Genomic DNA, 17182 nt, shown 5'->3' on the forward strand with positions numbered 1-17182 from the left:
TTTTTTACTTGCGTGAGAATCCTTCTTCATCAAGATACTCTGCAGCTTCTGGATAAGAATTAAATGTACCGTCTAGGTTTACACCAGCGTATACATTCCACATATCATCTTCTCGAATAAGAGTGAGGATATGTCCATCTTCATTATGCCACTCTTCTTCTACAGCAGGTTCAATTGGTGCTACTTCTTCTTGTGGTTCTTGAGAAAGAAGCTCGATGGATTTTTCAATTAATGAACGTAGTTCGTCTGCTGAAAATTCGCGGATGTTGACCATACCTTTATCATCGGTTTTATAGCCGCGAATTCCGCTAGCATATACGAAGCCATTTCCATTCGGATGTAAATGATACACAACGTTCTTTTTATCTGAGCGACTTTCTTCAAAGTGAAAGTTTACACGTTTTAATGATACGTTTTTTCTTTCTAATTGTGGGAAAGATTCGATAATCGTTAATTTTTCTTCAAAAGTTAGCATATTGCCTCCGATATATAGTAAGAGATTTAATTTGTTCATTATAGCACAGTCAACTATATTTCCAAAGATAGATATGTAATCAGTTTTAGAAAGTGTATCTTATGAGAGAAGTATTTTTTTATATGAACGCGTTTTCTTCACGATACTGTAAAGAGTTTATATGGAAAAGCGGTGACGAACGCATATTTTCTCGATACAATGAGGTTTGGACATTATATAGAGGTGGTTTTTTTTATGATGCAAAAGATAGCAAAAGAATGTTTAGCTGGTTTTACAGTTGCGATTGTCGCATTGCCACTCGCAATTGCATTTGGGATTGCGGCCACGGGAACGTCTGAAGGTGCTTTGGTTGGATTGTATGGTGCCATTTTTGCAGGACTATTTGCAGCGTTATTTGGTGGTACAGCAGGGCAAGTAACCGGTCCAACGGGTCCAATCACTGTCATTGCAACAGGTATTATCGCAAGTCATGGATTAGAAGCGAGCTTTATCGCATTTATGATGGCTGGCTTGTTTCAAATCTTATTTGGGGTATGTAAGCTAGGGTCTTATATACGCTATATTCCGTATTCCGTTGTTTCGGGATTTATGAACGGGATTGCACTCATTATTATTTTAGGTGAAATGAAGCATGTAAAGAATAGCTTTTTACTTGTTCTTTTAACAATCATCGTTATGCTTATTTCAGGAAAATGGATTAAGGCGATTCCAGCGAGCCTTGTTGCACTAGTTGGGGTGACGGCTGCATTACCATTATTTTCTCATTTACTAGAGGGGCTTACCATTCAGTTACCGTTTATGGGAACGATTTCTCTTAATAAAATGATTGGAAAAATTGGAGAAATCCCGGAAGCGATGCCTTCTCTTCATCTCCCAACTTTTAGCGGATATTCTGTACTTGAACTCATCCTCCCGGCGCTTAGCATCGCATTATTAGGCTCCATTGACTCTTTGTTAACATCCGTTGTTATGGATAATGTAACAGGCACACGTCATAAAAGTAATAAAGAGCTCATTGGTCAAGGGTTAGGGAATATTGTTAGCGGCTTGTTTGGAGGTTTAGCAGGTGCAGGTGCAACAGTAAGATCGATCGTGAATATAAAAAGCGGCGGAAAAACAGCATTATCAGCTTCTATGCATAGTGTCATTTTATTTGTCTTTATTATGGGACTGAGCGCTGTTGTACAATATATTCCACTTGCAGTATTGTCAGGTATTTTAATTTTAACAGGTATCGGAATGTTTGATTGGGACAGCATGAAGAAAATGCATGTGGCTCCAAAAGGTGATGTGATTGTGATGCTTTTAACAATGATTATTACGGTGAAATTTGATTTAATGATTGCTGTTGCATTTGGAATTCTTCTTTCCTTCGTCTTATATGTTGTGCAGTGTAAAGAACGAAAAGCTTCTATTATAAAAGAAAAAGATGCAACGTATGTCATTCAAGGACCGCTTTCCTTTTTATCTGTCGATCGTATTTTTGCTTCACTACAAGAAGCAAAATCGCATCTGACATTGCGTTTGAAGGATGTACATTATATGGATGCTTCAGGAGCAATGGCATTGCTAAACTTTGTCGATCATTCAGAGAAAGCTGGGACAAGTGTAACACTCGAACATGTACAGCCGCATATTAAAAAGACGCTTCTTACTTTGGCAAATGAGGGACAGCGTGAAAAGTTACAAATGGTGAAAGAACAATAAGGTGAGACTTTAATCAGTGGGAGTAATACTGCCCGTTTATGCGGGATAAAATCTTAATATACTATAAAGCGTCATTCTGAAAAGAAGGCGCTTTTTCATCCTTACTTATTCATCGCTTAAGTTAACAATTTCTTCTTTCGCTATAATGAGCTTTGTACAAGGGAATATACACGTTTTTGAGTTTATTAGACAGAAAATTAAGAAAAAAGAAGGATTTTGTAACCCCTTTCTTTAATTATATAAGTATAATCTTTAGAAGAGGGAGAGGAATATATAATGGAAGTAACAAGTAAAACAGAATCTGTAGTTGTACAATATGAAGGGCGAGTAGCGACGATTATGATTAATCGTCCAGAGGTGTTAAATGCGTTAGATGAACCTACAATGCAAGAACTATTAACAAAACTGAAAGAAGTAGCAGAAAGCTCCGTACATGTTGTTGTATTGTGCGGGAATGGTCGTGGCTTTTCTGCAGGTGGGGATATTAAATCGATGCTTTCCAGCAATGATGAAAGCCGCTTTGATGGCATTATGAACACCATTTCTGAAATTGTTGTGACATTATATACGATGCCGAAGCTTGTTATTAGTGCGATTCATGGCCCGACAGCAGGACTTGGCCTGAGCATCGCTTTAACGGCTGATTATGTGTTGGCAGACAGCTCATCTATCATTGCGATGAACTTTATTGGAATCGCTTTAATTCCAGATGGTGGTGGTCATTACTTCTTACAAAAACGCCTCGGTGAAAATAAGGCGAAACAACTCATTTGGGAAGGGAAGAAGCTTTCTGCAAGCGAAGCACTAGAGCTCGGTTTAATTGACGAAGTAATCGCTGAAAACTTCCAAGGTGCTGTAAAACAGAAAATCAATGAATGGTTACAAAAGCCAATTCAAGCGATGATTCAAACGAAACAAATACTATGCGAAGTCAATCGTTCTAATTTAGAGCAAACGTTGCAGCTTGAAAAACGCGGACAATTTGCGATGAGAAAAACAGCTGATCATAAAGAGGGAATTACTGCATTTTTAGAGAAGCGTCTGCCGGCGTTTAAAGGGGAATAATAGGAAGAGAGTGTTAACACGATCATACGTGTTAGCACTTTTTTAGATAAAGAGGGAGGAAATGAAGAAAGCGAATAAAAGAATTATATTGATGATCAGTGCATGTGTGAGGAAGCAGTGGTTATTCTATAAAGCAGAGATAGGATGCTACTAAATATGAAAAGAAGATATGCTATAGTATAAGTATGATATTTTGGTGGAGGTAGGACTATGTCAACTTATAATAAGCTAGTCAGAGATCGTGTTCCAGAAAAGATTTTATTGTCTGGAAAAACATATACATCGAAAAAACTAACGGGTCAAGCATACATACAAGCGTTATCAAAAATCGGAACGGAAGAAATTCGTGAGTTCGCTTCTATGAAAGACCGTGAGCATGCGTTAGATTCCCTTGCAGATGCACTTGAAGTCATCATGTCACTCGCACGTGCAGAAGGTGCGACATTTGCTGATGTAGAGCGTATCCGCAAACAAAAAGAAGCAGACAGAGGTGGATTTCAAAGAGGGATCTACTTAATGGATGTTTCTGAGGAATAGATTGATAGATTGTATACAAAACCTCCATCGTTATAAGTGGAGGTTTTGTGATAATTTCGGTATACTGAATATTAGAAAAATAAAGTGGGGGGAACTACATTGGCACATCATGCAAAAGAAACGATGGAACTGATTAGGCAGCTTGTTTCCATTCCAAGTCCGTCTGGAAATACAACGAAAATCATTAACTTCATTGAAAACTACGTAAAAGAATGGAATGTAGAAACGAAGCGTAACAATAAAGGCGGTTTAATCCTTACATTAAAAGGAAAGAACGACGCGCAGCACCGTCTATTAACTGCTCACGTTGATACGTTAGGTGCAATGGTAAAAGAAATTAAAGAGGATGGTCGTTTACGTTTATCGATGATCGGTGGATTTCGCTGGAACTCTGTTGAAGGAGAATATTGTGAAATCGAAACATCTGGCGGAAAAACATATACAGGCACAATCTTAATGCATCAAACATCCGTCCATGTTTATAAAGACGCAGGAGAGGCGAAACGTGATGAGAAAAATATTGAAGTGCGTCTGGATGAGCGAGTATTCTCAGTAGATGATGTTCGTAAGTTAGGCATTGAAGTAGGAGACTTCGTATCCTTTGACCCGCGCGTTCAAATTACAGAGAGCGGCTACATAAAATCGCGTCATCTAGATGACAAAGTAAGTGTGGCAATCTTACTTAAACTGATTAAAAGATTACAAGATGAAAACATCACATTGCCATATACAACGCATTTCTTAATCTCTAACAATGAAGAAATTGGTTATGGTGGTAACTCTAATATCCCAGAAGAAACGGTAGAATACATCGCAGTTGATATGGGAGCACTTGGAGACGGACAAGCATCAGATGAGTACACAGTATCCATCTGTGCGAAAGACTCTAGCGGTCCATATCACTATGGTTTACGCAAACATTTAGTTGAACTTGCGAAAGCAAACAACATTGAATACAAAGTAGACATTTACCCATACTACGGATCCGATGCATCCGCAGCAATTCGTGCTGGCGTGGATGTGAAACACGGACTAATCGGTGCAGGCATTGATTCTTCTCATGCATTTGAGCGTACACATGAGACTTCAATTGCGCATACAGAGGCGCTTGTATTTGCGTATGTATTGTCTGCATTAATTGAAGAATAATAGATGAATCGTGTTTTAGTATAGAATGATGAGCGAGGAGAGTGATTGGTATTTACATACTGATCACTCTCCTTTTTAGATTAATAGTATCAGTATGTCCAAGATTTAAGGATTCATTGTAATTTTCCTGAGGTTTTTGCACCAGAACCATATATTGAAATCAATAAAGCAAATAACAACAGTAAAAAAGGCGGATTAACCCCGTCTTTTTTATTTTCTAAAGGACTTGCTCACTTCTCATTGAAAAACATAAAGTAATGTAAATCCGTTAAACAGTCAATTACTCACAGGTTTTATCTTCTTACGAAAGGGCGGGAATAATATGGGTCATGGAGCTGGTTGTGGTGGCTTCGGTGGAGGATTCGCTTTACTGATCGTGCTATTCATCCTGTTAGTTATTATTGGATGTAGTTGTTGGGGCGGCGGCGGTGGAGTCGGATACTAACCAAGAAAAAAGGCACTCATTTCGAGTGTTTTTTTTGTATATATAAATACAAATTAAAAAACCGACATAAAACCCTTCTTTTTAGGCGGGAGAGAGCATCCGACCATGCATAGAAGCGGTCAGATCCTTTTCCTGCCCCAGACACAGTGAAAACAAAGAGAGAAAACGAGTGCAGGTCACCTTTTGTTATCCATAGCCGCGGCTATATGTCGAAAAATCAAAATGGATTTATATACACATAATGATTGTTTTCTGTATACGCAGTTTTATAGTATTATCCCACTAAAAAAAGAGTTTTCTCTATAACCATAGTGAAAAATATCTATACTAAACATTAGCAATTTTCCGTATAAATATTATCAATTTACTATATATCCCATTAATGATAACGTTGTTTATGAAGAGGCTTTCTTGTTTCTTGATTTACCCCTAATCAAATCTTTTGACTCAAATCATGATTCTCCCAAGGTCATGAGCTCTCAACAAAAAGCACTCATTTGAGTGTTTTTTGTCTTTGGTAAAGGCTGTTTTCGTATAGAGTGTTGCTTTCTAACTAAACTGTATAAAGATTGATATCATTAGGAAGTCTTGGTTTCAATCAATTAGAAGGTATCGTAGAAAGTGACGAAACCTTCTTTCGTGAGTCTTTGAAAAGTCATCGTGAAATTACTCATAGAAAAGCCAAAAAACGTGGAGAAAAGGACAAGAAAAGAGGTATTTCAAATCTTAAAATTGCTGTTGTAGTGGCACAAGATAGAAATGGTAATATGATTGCTCGAAAAGCAGGAACAGGGCGTGTAAAAGCCGAAGAAATCGACACTGTGATAGGTAAGTTTATTCACCCGTCTGCTTTGTTATGCACCGATACAGCAACGAACTATAAGAAGTTTGCCAAATTGAAGGGATTATTACACGAAACCGTCAATGAACGCCAAAAACAGCGTGTTAAGAAAGGGATTTATCATATTCAACACGTCAACAATTTCCACAATCGCTTGAAAAGTTGGATGGAACGGTTCCAAGGAGTTGGAACCTATTATTTAGATAACTATCTCTATTGGTTCCGTTGGCTTGAATTAGGGAAGAATTTAGCATTTGATAAACGAGTAGAACAAATGCTTATTTCAGCGTGTCAGAAATCAAATTGTACAATAGTTGAGATGTTGAGAAGTGCATAAAAAAGACCCCAACTAAGAGTCGATTGAGGTCGAAATATCAGTAAACTAAGTTATTTTTTAACCCTTATTAAATTGTATTTGAATAATAGCGTTATTCCTAAGTTCATTAGAAAATGCACAACAAATGGTACTAAAATATTGTTTGTTTCAAAATATATCCAACCAAAAGTCAAACTTGGAACGCTTATATTTATTAGCATTATAGGCTTTTTGAAGTATTGGGTATGAAAACCTAAGAAAAATAAAGTAGTTGTTATAATTGCAATCCATTGGTTCTCTATAAATATGAAAAGCAAATTTTGAATAATTCCTCTAAACAAAAGTTCTTCAAATAACGCTCCTAAAAACATAAAGGCAAAAATACTTAACAGTGAATAATTTTGATAACTCTTGTTTGTATCGTCAATGTATTTCGAGGGAATGTAAAGCGTTAAAATTACACCAAACAAAAGTAGAGCAAACGAAGCAATAAATATATTCATTATCATTCTGATTGGTTTATCGAATGATAGGAAATTTTGAATTGTGAGTACATCATAAACCATAAGAATAAAAATGACAGCCACGCAAATGAATGCAAAAGAAGAGAATACTAGAACAGCGTCTTTTGGGTTGAAATCCTTTTTTGTTTTCTTGGTTTTGTCTTTTATATTTTTCATATTTTACCTTCTTTCCTTTGACTTTAGAATAATGAAAACACCTTATATTACCATTTTATTAGAAGGTATAATATCTACAAATAATTATTTAGAAAGCGACAATCTTTTAGAAAACAGCCTTGGTAAAAAAAGTCCCACAATTAAGTAGAGCTCAAAAGTTGAACATGATCCTATTACATGAATGATCTACTAGCAAAATAGTAAAATTGAAAAAGACATTTTTAATTTTACTGATCATTTCTCTTTTTATATATTATTTATTTTAATATTAGGATTTATTTCAATAAGTCTTTTAATAAACAAATCTTTATCTTGAGGTGATATTAATATGTTTTTATAATTTGAATACGAAATATCAATTCGATTAAATGATAATGCCGGGGAAGCCATTATATTACTCGATAAATGAATAGAATGTATCGTGTCTATTGGGATACTCCATTTAAATACACCGCTACTTATTACAAGTTCCTTATTTGTAATAGAATAGTGAGTTTTAAACCACATTAATAACAAGAAAGCCACTATAAAAATGGATCCAATACGAATGAAAACACTATTATAAAAAATAGCTATACCAGTAAATAACATAATACATCCCCATATTAATACAAACAAAATACCACTCTTTTTAGATTTAAAAACCATAAACATATCCCTCCCTAACATTACTTATTTTACCATATTATTCAAAATTCACATAAATCACTTCATTAATTATCTAAGAAATAGTAAACATATTGTCAAACATCTTATATAAATACAAATTAAAACACCGACATAACCACCCTTCTTTTTAGGCGGGAGAGAGCATCCATTCATGCATAGAAGCGGTCAGATCCTTTTCCTGCCCCAGACACAGTGAAAACAAAGAGAGAAAACGAGTGAAGGTCACCTTTTGTTATCCATAGCCGCGGCTTATATGTTGAAAAATCAAAATGGATTTATATAAATGCTTTTTTAGAGTAGTAGTATCAATATTTTCAAGTTTTAGAGGTTATTTGCAAGTGACTTGAAGTTTTTGCACTAGAACCATTAGGAATAGGAGCGCCAAGTGTATCGATACATAAGTTTTAGTTTGAAGTAAGGAGTCAACAATGAAGAGGGAAGCTACAATAGATTTTATTTGAAGCCTGTGATATCATTTAACTTTATATAGAAAGAGGACGTGAGTGGTAGTGATTACAATTAAAGCGCCTAGACCCGATATTACAATTACGAAACAGAAGGATCCGGAACTAAGTAATATTTATGGGTTTACTGATTTTCACCTAATTCCTAGAGATAAAGGTGGAATCTTTATGTTTTATAACAAAAAGAATGAACTAATGTTTGTTGGTAAGGCAAGAAAATTAAGACCAAGAATTAAAAAACATTTTGAAGATACTGTATCAGTAATCAAAGATCATAGAGATGAAGTAAGCAAAATTGATGTTTGTCTTGTAGAAAACGCGATGGAAAGAGAAATTTATGAAACATATATCGCTAATAAACAAAAGTCGAAATATAATGTAGACAAAGTGTTCTTTAAATAAGTAAAAGCTCATAAAAAAGGACTAATAAAATGAGACAACCTTGCCTCGGCTTATTAGTCCTTTTTTACCGCTTGCAACGTTACGGATATCGTTTGAGAGAAAGAACAATTTGACACGATAAAGGATGGGAATAGATTGGATAATCATAGCCGAACACCGGCGTTTATATATACGTATGCATTTCGCGAAGAGGAACGTTCTTTATGTTATATGGAGATGCGCTCACTTTTTGGAACTGAGTCGCACTCTAATATATTGAAAAGCACAATCAAAATTGATCCGAGCCGAAGCCCGTTTATTAAAGAACGGATTGACGTAATGTATGAGGGAGATGAACTGCCAGATATTTTGAAGCAGGTCGAACAGATTGATTTGTCTGGATCAACGTTCAAAGTCATCTTCGTTAAAATTAATGATCTTGATAAATCGAAAAAAATAGAATATGGGGAACGCCGCCTTATCGAGCGAGATATCGGCATGCATATTGAAGGTGAAGCCGACGTGCATCATCCAGAGCGTGTATTTGGCATTGTTACCATTGGCGGACGTTGGTACTTTGGAACATATATGGAAAGCGAGGCTGTTTGGTTCCATCACGTGAAAAAACCACGCAGCTATTCTACGTCACTAAGCACACGTGTAGCGAGAGCTGTTGCCAATATCGCTGTTCCAAATCCTGAGGGAGTCAGAGCGATCGATCCATGCTGTGGTATTGGAACGGTAGTGGTAGAAGCACTCTCTATGGGCATTGACATCGTCGGCCGTGATATAAACCCTCTTGTCGTAATCGGATCAAGAGAGAACATTGCTCATTTTGGGTTCGAAGGAGACGTAACGGTAGGACCTATCGCAGAAGTTACAACAAACTACGATGTAGCGATTATCGATATGCCGTACAATCTATTTACGCATGCAACACCAGAAGATCAGTTCTCGATCCTCAAGCACGCGCGCCGTATTGCAAAAAAAGTAGTAGTTGTAACAAGCGAAACAATGGATCACATGATCGAAGAAATTGGATTTGAAATTACAGACCGCTGCGTAACAAGAAAAGGAAACTTTTCTCGGCAAATTCTTGTTTGTGAATAGGGGAGTAAGGGAAGACCAATGGGTGCATTGGTCTTTTTTTGTTTACTTTTCATTTTTAACAGTACTCCAACAGAAGCCCCCCTTCCTCAAGCACGTACAGGGCATAGCCCAGATGGTAGGGAGGGGATGAATGTTGGACGTGCATAGCACGAAATTTCTATTTCCTTTTTATGTAATATCGTATATGATAGTATTAGAAATTAACGCGAACGTATATTCTGTTTTATGTTTAGGAATCTGAAACATTACAACGAAAAAAGAGGAAGGTGATGACAATGTTACTGAGTCAAAAATACGAAATTTTCCCAACGAAAGAACAAAAAGAAACTTTAGATCGTTGGCTCCAATATTGTCGTCAAACCTATAATTCTGCTCTTTTGGACAAACAGAGAAAATATAAAGAATACAAACAATCGTATACACGTTCTGACATGCAAAAGCAACAAACAATAGATAAGAAAACCTATCCTTTTCTAAAAGAAGTGCCATCACAACCCTTACAAGAAGTATTTTTACGACTGAAAAAGGCATATGATGGCTTTTTTCGTGGGGATTCCAACTATCCAAAATTGAAAAAGTATAAAGAATATAACAGTCTCACTTTCCCACAATTTGGATTCAAACCGAATGGGAAACACCGTTTCGCAATGTCTTTTTCTGAAAATGGAAAGTTATATAACAAAGGACTAGGAGAAATTGATATTCTTCTTCATCGTCCGATAGAAGGAACCATCAAACAACTGATTATCAAACGCCAATCCAAGAGATGGTACGCTATTTTTAGTGTCGAAAGACAAGCTGTACCCTCTTCTATTGATATCGAACAGGCAATTGGTATAGATGTTGGACTAAATAAATACGCTGTTCTTTCAAATGAAACGGCATTTGAAAATCCAAGATTTCTTTGGCGGAAAGAAAAGCAACTTAAGAAAGCACAGTGTAATCTTTCGAAGAAAAAGAAAGGCTCTGCGAACTATAACAAACAAGTAGAACGGGTTCGACACCTTCACGAAAAGGTAGCGAACCAAAGAAAAGATTTTTTACACAAATTAAGTTATCATCTCACGCAAGAATATTCGGTGATTTGTATGGAAAATCTCAATATCCGAAACATGGTTCAGAATCGAAAGGTATCAAAGTCAATTTCTGATGCGGGGTGAGGTACTTTTCGCAGTATGCTTCTATATAAGTGTGAGAAATTCGGAGGTCTACTTGTGAAAGTAGACCCAGCATACACATCGCAAGATTGTTCTGGCTGTGGAAATCGTGTAAAAAAATCACTTTCGATTCGGACACATATTTGTGCAAAGTGTGGAACGGTATTAGACAGGGATCATAATGCGAGTCTGAATATTTTACGAAAAGGGTTAGAACAATTGCTTGTGAGAACGACTGAAACTGTAGGGCAAGGTTGTGTCCAAACAGTATAAACGGCGCCTGTGGAGAGTATGTAAGACTGCTTGGATAACCCCCAAGCAGCAACGCTCTATGAAACAGGAAGCCCCTTCTTCAAACAACTCGTAAGAGTGTTAAGGAGGGGTCATTCACTGGTACAATTTCACTTTGAGGGTAAGGTAGAGTGGGATATGGACACAAATAAGCACGGTGAAATGTGCTATTACTTATATATAAAGGCGCGCAAAAAAGGACATCGCGGCAAAATCGGAAGCGGTGTATCCGGTGGAGAAGAGTCACTGTCTTCACTATTATTAGCGCTTGCTTTACTGCAAACGATTGAAGCATCCCCTAGCTGTTATTGAAATACAGTGAAAGCTACGTATACGATACTTCAAATAGAAAAGAACTTCTAGACTAATAACTAAAAGAAGAGGGCAGGTCCATTTGAACTGCCTCTTCTTTCTTTCATACATGTTTATCTGCCTGATCCAGCAGGTTTGCCAGTATCATGCTATTCTCTTGATCCGCATCGTATTGTACAATATCGTCATACTCAAATAGTTCAAATCCTTCACCAAATTCTTGTTTCATGAATTCGATAAATTCTCTAATGTTTTCTCCAACTTCTTTATTACGGCGAAACTCCATCATAATCGCCCTAAATCTGTGCGGAGGAATATCGCATTTAATATGATAAGACTTTCTGATACTGAAAGAACCTCCTGAATCGTATAAGCTATATGTATACAAAAGAAATTCATCCCCTTTCATACATGATATGTATATCGTTCCATAATTGAACAAAATTCATCCATCCTTATGAACTGTTCCCTTGCATAATTCATTCACAATATGAAGATGAAATGTTAAAAATCATTCTTGAACTGAAACGAGGTTTGTTTGGGTATGTATATAGAGAATGGGACAGCTTTGCTGATAAGCTTGTGGACAGATATCCTAGAGAAATTAAAAGAACAAAGCATATGGCAGAACCGTTTAGTAGCACTAAAAATACAGTATAGGAATAAGTTGGTGTTTGGATAGTGATGTATAAGAGGCTATCCGTTTGGGATAGCCTCTTTTTTGTGGGAGATATTGTCGAACGGTCGATATCGTTTTATTAATTAATCGTGATAGATTACTTATCTTTCATTGTTTCCTGTTGCTCAGCTAATAAATTACGTAAAACATGTGCACGGTAAGCCTCTAACTTTCGTCCTTCGAGATAACGAACTCCTAATTTTTTTAGTTCTGCTACGTACCATCCTTTTGTTCCGTAGTACATGGGATCACTTCCTTTTTGCTTTTAAACAGTATATGTTTGGGGATTTATAACTTTCGTTTTTTGTGGAAAGAACTTTATGGAGCCGTTGGGATTTCTTTTAGAATCAACAATACTGAAGAAGATACATAGGGATCGTTTTAGAGGATAGTAATTCTTTGTTAAAGTAATACTTGTCTACTCTGCTTACTTTAATAATGGGAGCTTTCATAAATTCATAGTTATCTGGTCTTTCGTTCGCACCAATGGCATTTGGGGTTATCACATTTGTTAAAATTTGTCCCTCTTTTTCCCTCTGACTAAATAATTCCTCTTTTAAGATTAATGCTTCATATTCGGTGAGATTCTCTTTCACAAAACATACATCACAATTGTGGTGGCTTTTAACGCTTAAAAAATACGGATTTCTTTTATCTTGCTTATAACGATTTCCTTTACCTTTTCCAATATAAAAGACCTGGTTGGTTTCTTTAATGAACCATTCATAAACATAATATACTCGGTCCTTACTTAACGATGAAGGTACCAGCATTTATGTCTATCAATGATTAAATCAAAAGCTATCTTATTTAAGGTAGCTTTTTTATTGTTTCTAAATTTTTATTGATTCAATTAATCATAAAGGAAAAAGAATTCCACAAGATAATCCATAAAAATGTCCCGAAAAGTAAACCTTTACAGACACTTTGGTTAGGTATCTGTATGAATTTTTTAAAGGCGCAACACATTTGTCCCACAACCAATAATCGTATACGTGTACCTTCTTAAGATAGATAAGTAATGTTTATGAAAACATAAAAAAGGAAGAGAATTTTTATAATTCTCTTCCTTTTTTTATTTACGAGAAATTTCATGCTCATTAGCTGTTTAGTTCCTCGAGAAATGCTGTAGAATTTACCTCTTCTATTATAATAGTATAAAACATGGTTTTAAGATGTAATATTGCATATCGAAATGTATTGATATATATGTAAGCGCTTACTATAATAAGAGTATAAAGATTTAACACATCTTAATACTCAAAAAAGAGGAGGAAATAATATGACAATCGCAATGGCAGTTTTAACATTCTTAGGTGGAGTACTTCCATTAGTAACAACACTTATAAAAGCATTCATGTAATATAATTCTCTGCACTTATTTTTTAAAATTATCATACAAATGATCTGTATATCAAAGATGAATTGATGTGCAGATCATTTGTGTGAGCAAACTTTATAAAAGAAAAAGAATCCCCAAAAGGCAGAAGGGATTCTTTTTCTTTATGTAATTACGGCATTAACATGTTTGCTACCGAGAACGAGATTTATGTGAACTAACAGTTGATAACCTTTTTATATTCAACATATAATTTTTAAAATGCCTCCGTAGCTTTAGAAGGGAAGAGCGCCGGAAAACATTGTAGAACCGGGTCGCAAGGCAAAGGTTTCAGAAGCACCGAAAAGCAAATGAGCTGAGACAGGTGAAACTCCTGTCGGTGAAATTCCGTAGGGAAGCGTGTTCCCCTTAGCCTATGCTTACGAAAGGAGTGCGGGTTCGAATCCCGTCGGAGGCACTAGCTTTTCTTTTGATTATTATTTGACTAACAGGTACCAATGTTAATTAAGTAAATTATATGTATTTACTTCCGATAAACTGATTTATGTAAAAAACTAGTATGGATCTAGTTTTTTTGTTTATGGATGTTCTAACTTTTTTCTTTGTTAATATGGTGCCCCCTCCGTAGTAATTTGTTCCAATGTTTGAATCGCTTTTTCATATTTTATTTTTTCAAAGTACATAACAAAATCTTTCATTAAGCCAAGCGATTCCCTTTCATATGTTGCTTTAAAATGAAGTTTGATCAAATTGTACGCTAAGAGACATTTGTTCAGAAAATCCTATGTTTGTGAACAGAGGATAAAACTGAATAGTATCAACATTTTCTAGCTATAATCATGCTCATAAAGCGTGGAAACAAATCAATGTTCAATTAAATTTTGGTTTTTATCTTTCTGAACATATATTTATCTTTGAAAAACACTATATTTGACACTAATATTCAAAAAGATAAATGGAATGAGTGGTTAGCTAAATGGTATCCTAGCAAATAAAATGCAAGTTGATATAAGCCATCAGGATTCCCTATTGTAGCTGTAAAACAAAGATTGATCAAAATGGCATATTTCTTTATGATTAACTATCAAATTTTTATAATAAAGTTTAATCGTTTTTTAATCCTTATTGAACTAAAGCCCCCGGTGTTTAAATATTTTTGTTTGTTATGACAATGAAATGTACGATGAGATGTTAAAGATAATCCTTGAACCAAAGCAAATGATGTATAGGTATGATGATACAAGTTTGGATCATTTTGCAGATAAGCTAGTAGATAAATATCCGAGAGAAATCATTGAATATTACTGGAGCAAAGGCCGTTTCCTTATACCAGACGGCAATCGTAAGAGATATAAAGAAGCTGCCAAACACTTCAAAAAATTGTAGCTCGGTTAAGAGAGAAAATGTGGGTAAAGCTCATTCGATTACCAGTAAGCTACTTCGATAAACAACAAAGTGGGGAGTCAGTAAGTCGTGTTGTAAACGATACGGGAATTGTAAAAGATTTAATTTCACAGCACTTCCCCAAATTTATAACAGGAATCATTCCCATTATATAACGGTTCATAGGGTGGTTTCTTTTTGTTTCAGATTTAAGAAAACGATTCTCCAGAACAATCTTTTGATTAAAGTAAGCATTTTCTCTCATTGCTCTAACTAAGTAGCGGGAAAGAATGTCTTCTAGTAGATTTGTTGCTTTTTAATAATAGCTAGGATTCTTCCTGTTAGTAGTTAGTTTGATATAATTGCTGAATTTAAAATAAATGTTGAATATTCAGTCTATTTGTATTATTATTAGCTTATTATCGGATGACAGTGATTAGCCTCCCTGCAAGCCCGGATATGCTTTCTTTCAATTAAATAGAGGATGATTGGCTTCTTTCCACTTGAACTTCCTTAGCAGGAAGACGAGCCATAAGGATAGAGACAGTAAAATCCAATGTAGCTCTGTACATTGTTTTTCTGGCTCTTTTTATTTTTCCTTAAATAGGGTGAGTATTACATGTGCAATTCATTTATAGGTGGTTTTTAAGAAAGCGTTATCAATAATGGTGACATTTCAATCTTATGTATGCTCAATTTAATAGAAGGATTTATAAAAATAAATACTTATAGGTTGGTGATCTTTTTGGCAAAAGAAAAAAACGAACTGCAAAAAGACTTGAAAACCAGGCATATAACAATGATTTCAATTGGTGGGGTTATCGGAGGGGGATTATTTGTAGGAAGTGGAGCAATTATTCAATCAACAGGTCCAGCTGCCATTTTGTCCTATATCATTGGCGCTTTAATAGTTGTACTCGTGATGCGGATGCTGGGGGAGATGGCAGCGGTAAACCCTGATAGTGGTTCTTTCTCGACATACGCTCATAAAGCAATTGGGCCTTGGGCAGGGTACACAATCGGTTGGTTATATTGGTTCAATTGGCTCATCATTATCGCAATTGAAGCGGTATTGTTAGGAGTGATGATTAACAATTGGTTTCCGTCCATACCAACATGGGTCGCGAGTTTGTTCGTGATTATCCTTATGACAATGACGAATGTTTATTCGGTGAAGTTATACGGAGAGTTTGAATATTGGTTAGCGTTTATTAAAGTTGTAGCGATTCTAGCATTTTTAATTTTAGGAATTTCTATGATTTTAGGAATTGTGCCTAATGTAGATAGACCGGATTTTTCAATCATCTCTGAAAACGGGGGCTTTTTTCCAAAAGGGATTATGCCTGTACTACTTAGCGTTGTGTTTATTTCTTTCTCTTTATCGGGGAGTGAAGTAGCTGCGATTGCGGCCGGGGAGTCTGACAATCCAGAGAAAAATGTAATAAGAGCGATTAACAGTGTTGTATGGCGCCTTATGATTTTCTTTGTAGGGTCTGTATCGATTTTGGTTATTTTTATGCCGTGGAACAATGCAGAATTATTGAAACTGCCTTATGCAAGCTTATTTCAGATGGCAGGAATCCCTGCTGCTGCGGAAATTATGAATGGGGTTGTATTTCTGTCGCTCCTTTCGGTTATGAATTCCGGTATATACACGAGTTCTCGTATGCTATTTTCGCTTGCAAAAAAGGGAGACGCTCCTTTTATTTTTTCAAAGTTAAACAGTAGAGGGACACCCGTTTGGGCGATCTATGCAAGTATCGTATTTGCATTCATTTGCGCCATGCTAAAGTTTATATCCCCTGATAAATTATTTGCTTTTTTAGCGAATAGCTCGGGCGGGGTTACGATGCTTATGTATATGTTTGTTGCAGTTTCTCATATCAGGTTAAGAAGAGAAGCTGAAAGAGAAGGAACGGAAAGATTAAAGGTGAAAATGTGGCTTTTCCCTTATCTCACATACGCAACGCTTGCGATGATTATTACGATATTTGTTGCGCAAGCGTTTATAGCGGATATGCGTATGCAATTTTATATGACGATTTTGGCTACTGCTCTAGTAATCGCAATCTATTTTTTCAGAGATAGAAATAAGCGAGTATCTATAAAGGAAGATGAAACAAATTTAGATGATTTTACGATTATAAAAGACTCGGGAATTGGTTTAGAGAAGGACTAAGTA

The 17182-nt window shown here is 35.8% G+C and carries 14 protein-coding genes and 4 pseudogenes; 12 read left to right on the forward strand and 6 right to left on the reverse strand.

What is annotated here, in order from left to right:
* Positions 1-4 precede the first annotated feature (4 nt).
* Entirely contained in the window at positions 5-475 is a 471-nt protein-coding gene (locus QUF99_RS08030; RefSeq protein ID WP_289369376.1) for a hypothetical protein, read from the reverse strand.
* Between the two features lie 234 nt (positions 476-709).
* Between QUF99_RS08030 and QUF99_RS08035 the strand changes: the two genes are divergently transcribed.
* The 6 genes and pseudogenes from QUF99_RS08035 to QUF99_RS08060 form a co-directional block, all read left to right on the forward strand.
* Positions 710-2182, forward strand: a complete 1473-nt coding sequence (locus QUF99_RS08035; protein WP_289369377.1) for a SulP family inorganic anion transporter — start codon at positions 710-712, stop codon at positions 2180-2182.
* A 276-nt stretch (positions 2183-2458) separates the two neighbouring features.
* A complete protein-coding gene (locus tag QUF99_RS08040; RefSeq protein ID WP_289369378.1) occupies positions 2459-3247 on the forward strand; it encodes an enoyl-CoA hydratase in 789 nt (262 codons plus the stop codon).
* A 210-nt stretch (positions 3248-3457) separates the two neighbouring features.
* A complete protein-coding gene (locus QUF99_RS08045) occupies positions 3458-3784 on the forward strand; it encodes a nucleoside triphosphate pyrophosphohydrolase (RefSeq protein ID WP_289369379.1) in 327 nt (108 codons plus the stop codon).
* A 99-nt stretch (positions 3785-3883) separates the two neighbouring features.
* Positions 3884-4933: a M42 family metallopeptidase gene (locus QUF99_RS08050; RefSeq protein WP_289369380.1), complete on the forward strand. Its 1050-nt coding sequence runs from the start codon at positions 3884-3886 to the stop codon at positions 4931-4933.
* Positions 4934-5255: 322 nt separating this feature from the next.
* Complete coding sequence (locus tag QUF99_RS08055; protein ID WP_289369381.1) at positions 5256-5378, forward strand: YjcZ family sporulation protein; 123 nt, start codon at positions 5256-5258, stop codon at positions 5376-5378.
* A gap of 569 nt (positions 5379-5947) precedes the next feature.
* Positions 5948-6556: pseudogene (locus QUF99_RS08060) on the forward strand (IS1595 family transposase); the annotation flags it as partial.
* A gap of 50 nt (positions 6557-6606) precedes the next feature.
* Here QUF99_RS08060 and QUF99_RS08065 read toward each other — a convergent pair.
* Both QUF99_RS08065 and QUF99_RS08070 read right to left on the reverse strand, forming a co-directional pair.
* The gene (locus QUF99_RS08065; protein ID WP_289369382.1) at positions 6607-7215 is read right to left on the reverse strand and encodes a CPBP family intramembrane glutamic endopeptidase; all 609 of its coding nucleotides are present in this window, start codon (positions 7213-7215) and stop codon (positions 6607-6609) included.
* Positions 7216-7461: 246 nt separating this feature from the next.
* A complete protein-coding gene (locus QUF99_RS08070; RefSeq protein WP_289369383.1) occupies positions 7462-7863 on the reverse strand; it encodes a PH domain-containing protein in 402 nt (133 codons plus the stop codon).
* 530 nt (positions 7864-8393) lie between these two features.
* Between QUF99_RS08070 and QUF99_RS08075 the strand changes: the two genes are divergently transcribed.
* The 4 genes and pseudogenes from QUF99_RS08075 (at position 8394) to QUF99_RS08090 (ending at position 11599) form a co-directional block, all read left to right on the forward strand.
* The gene (locus tag QUF99_RS08075; protein ID WP_289374592.1) at positions 8394-8750 is read left to right on the forward strand and encodes a nucleotide excision repair endonuclease; all 357 of its coding nucleotides are present in this window, start codon (positions 8394-8396) and stop codon (positions 8748-8750) included.
* A gap of 135 nt (positions 8751-8885) precedes the next feature.
* Complete coding sequence (locus QUF99_RS08080) at positions 8886-9839, forward strand: TRM11 family SAM-dependent methyltransferase (RefSeq protein ID WP_289369384.1); 954 nt, start codon at positions 8886-8888, stop codon at positions 9837-9839.
* A 269-nt stretch (positions 9840-10108) separates the two neighbouring features.
* A pseudogene (locus QUF99_RS08085) lies at positions 10109-11269 on the forward strand (RNA-guided endonuclease InsQ/TnpB family protein).
* A 156-nt stretch (positions 11270-11425) separates the two neighbouring features.
* Positions 11426-11599 (forward strand): hypothetical protein, encoded by a 174-nt coding sequence (locus QUF99_RS08090; protein WP_289369385.1) that lies wholly within the window; start codon positions 11426-11428, stop codon positions 11597-11599.
* Between the two features lie 103 nt (positions 11600-11702).
* Here the strand turns inward: QUF99_RS08090 and QUF99_RS08095 are convergent, their stop codons facing one another.
* From QUF99_RS08095 to QUF99_RS08105, 3 genes and pseudogenes are all read right to left on the reverse strand, one after another.
* A complete protein-coding gene (locus QUF99_RS08095; protein ID WP_289369386.1) occupies positions 11703-11885 on the reverse strand; it encodes a hypothetical protein in 183 nt (60 codons plus the stop codon).
* A 490-nt stretch (positions 11886-12375) separates the two neighbouring features.
* Positions 12376-12600: pseudogene (locus tag QUF99_RS08100) on the reverse strand (YflJ family protein).
* Between the two features lie 25 nt (positions 12601-12625).
* The gene (locus QUF99_RS08105) at positions 12626-12874 is read right to left on the reverse strand and encodes a hypothetical protein (RefSeq protein ID WP_289369387.1); all 249 of its coding nucleotides are present in this window, start codon (positions 12872-12874) and stop codon (positions 12626-12628) included.
* 2116 nt (positions 12875-14990) lie between these two features.
* Between QUF99_RS08105 and QUF99_RS08110 the strand changes: the two are divergent.
* Positions 14991-15173, forward strand: a pseudogene (locus QUF99_RS08110) (ABC transporter transmembrane domain-containing protein); the annotation flags it as partial.
* Positions 15174-15688: 515 nt separating this feature from the next.
* Positions 15689-17179 carry an amino acid permease gene (locus QUF99_RS08115; protein WP_483298593.1) on the forward strand — a complete coding sequence of 497 codons (1491 nt, stop codon included), beginning with the start codon at positions 15689-15691 and terminating at the stop codon, positions 17177-17179.
* Positions 17180-17182: the final 3 nt, after the last annotated feature.

Origin of the sequence: Bacillus sp. DX4.1, from assembly GCF_030348195.1 — a bacterium.
GTDB lineage: Bacteria > Bacillota > Bacilli > Bacillales > Bacillaceae_G > Bacillus_A.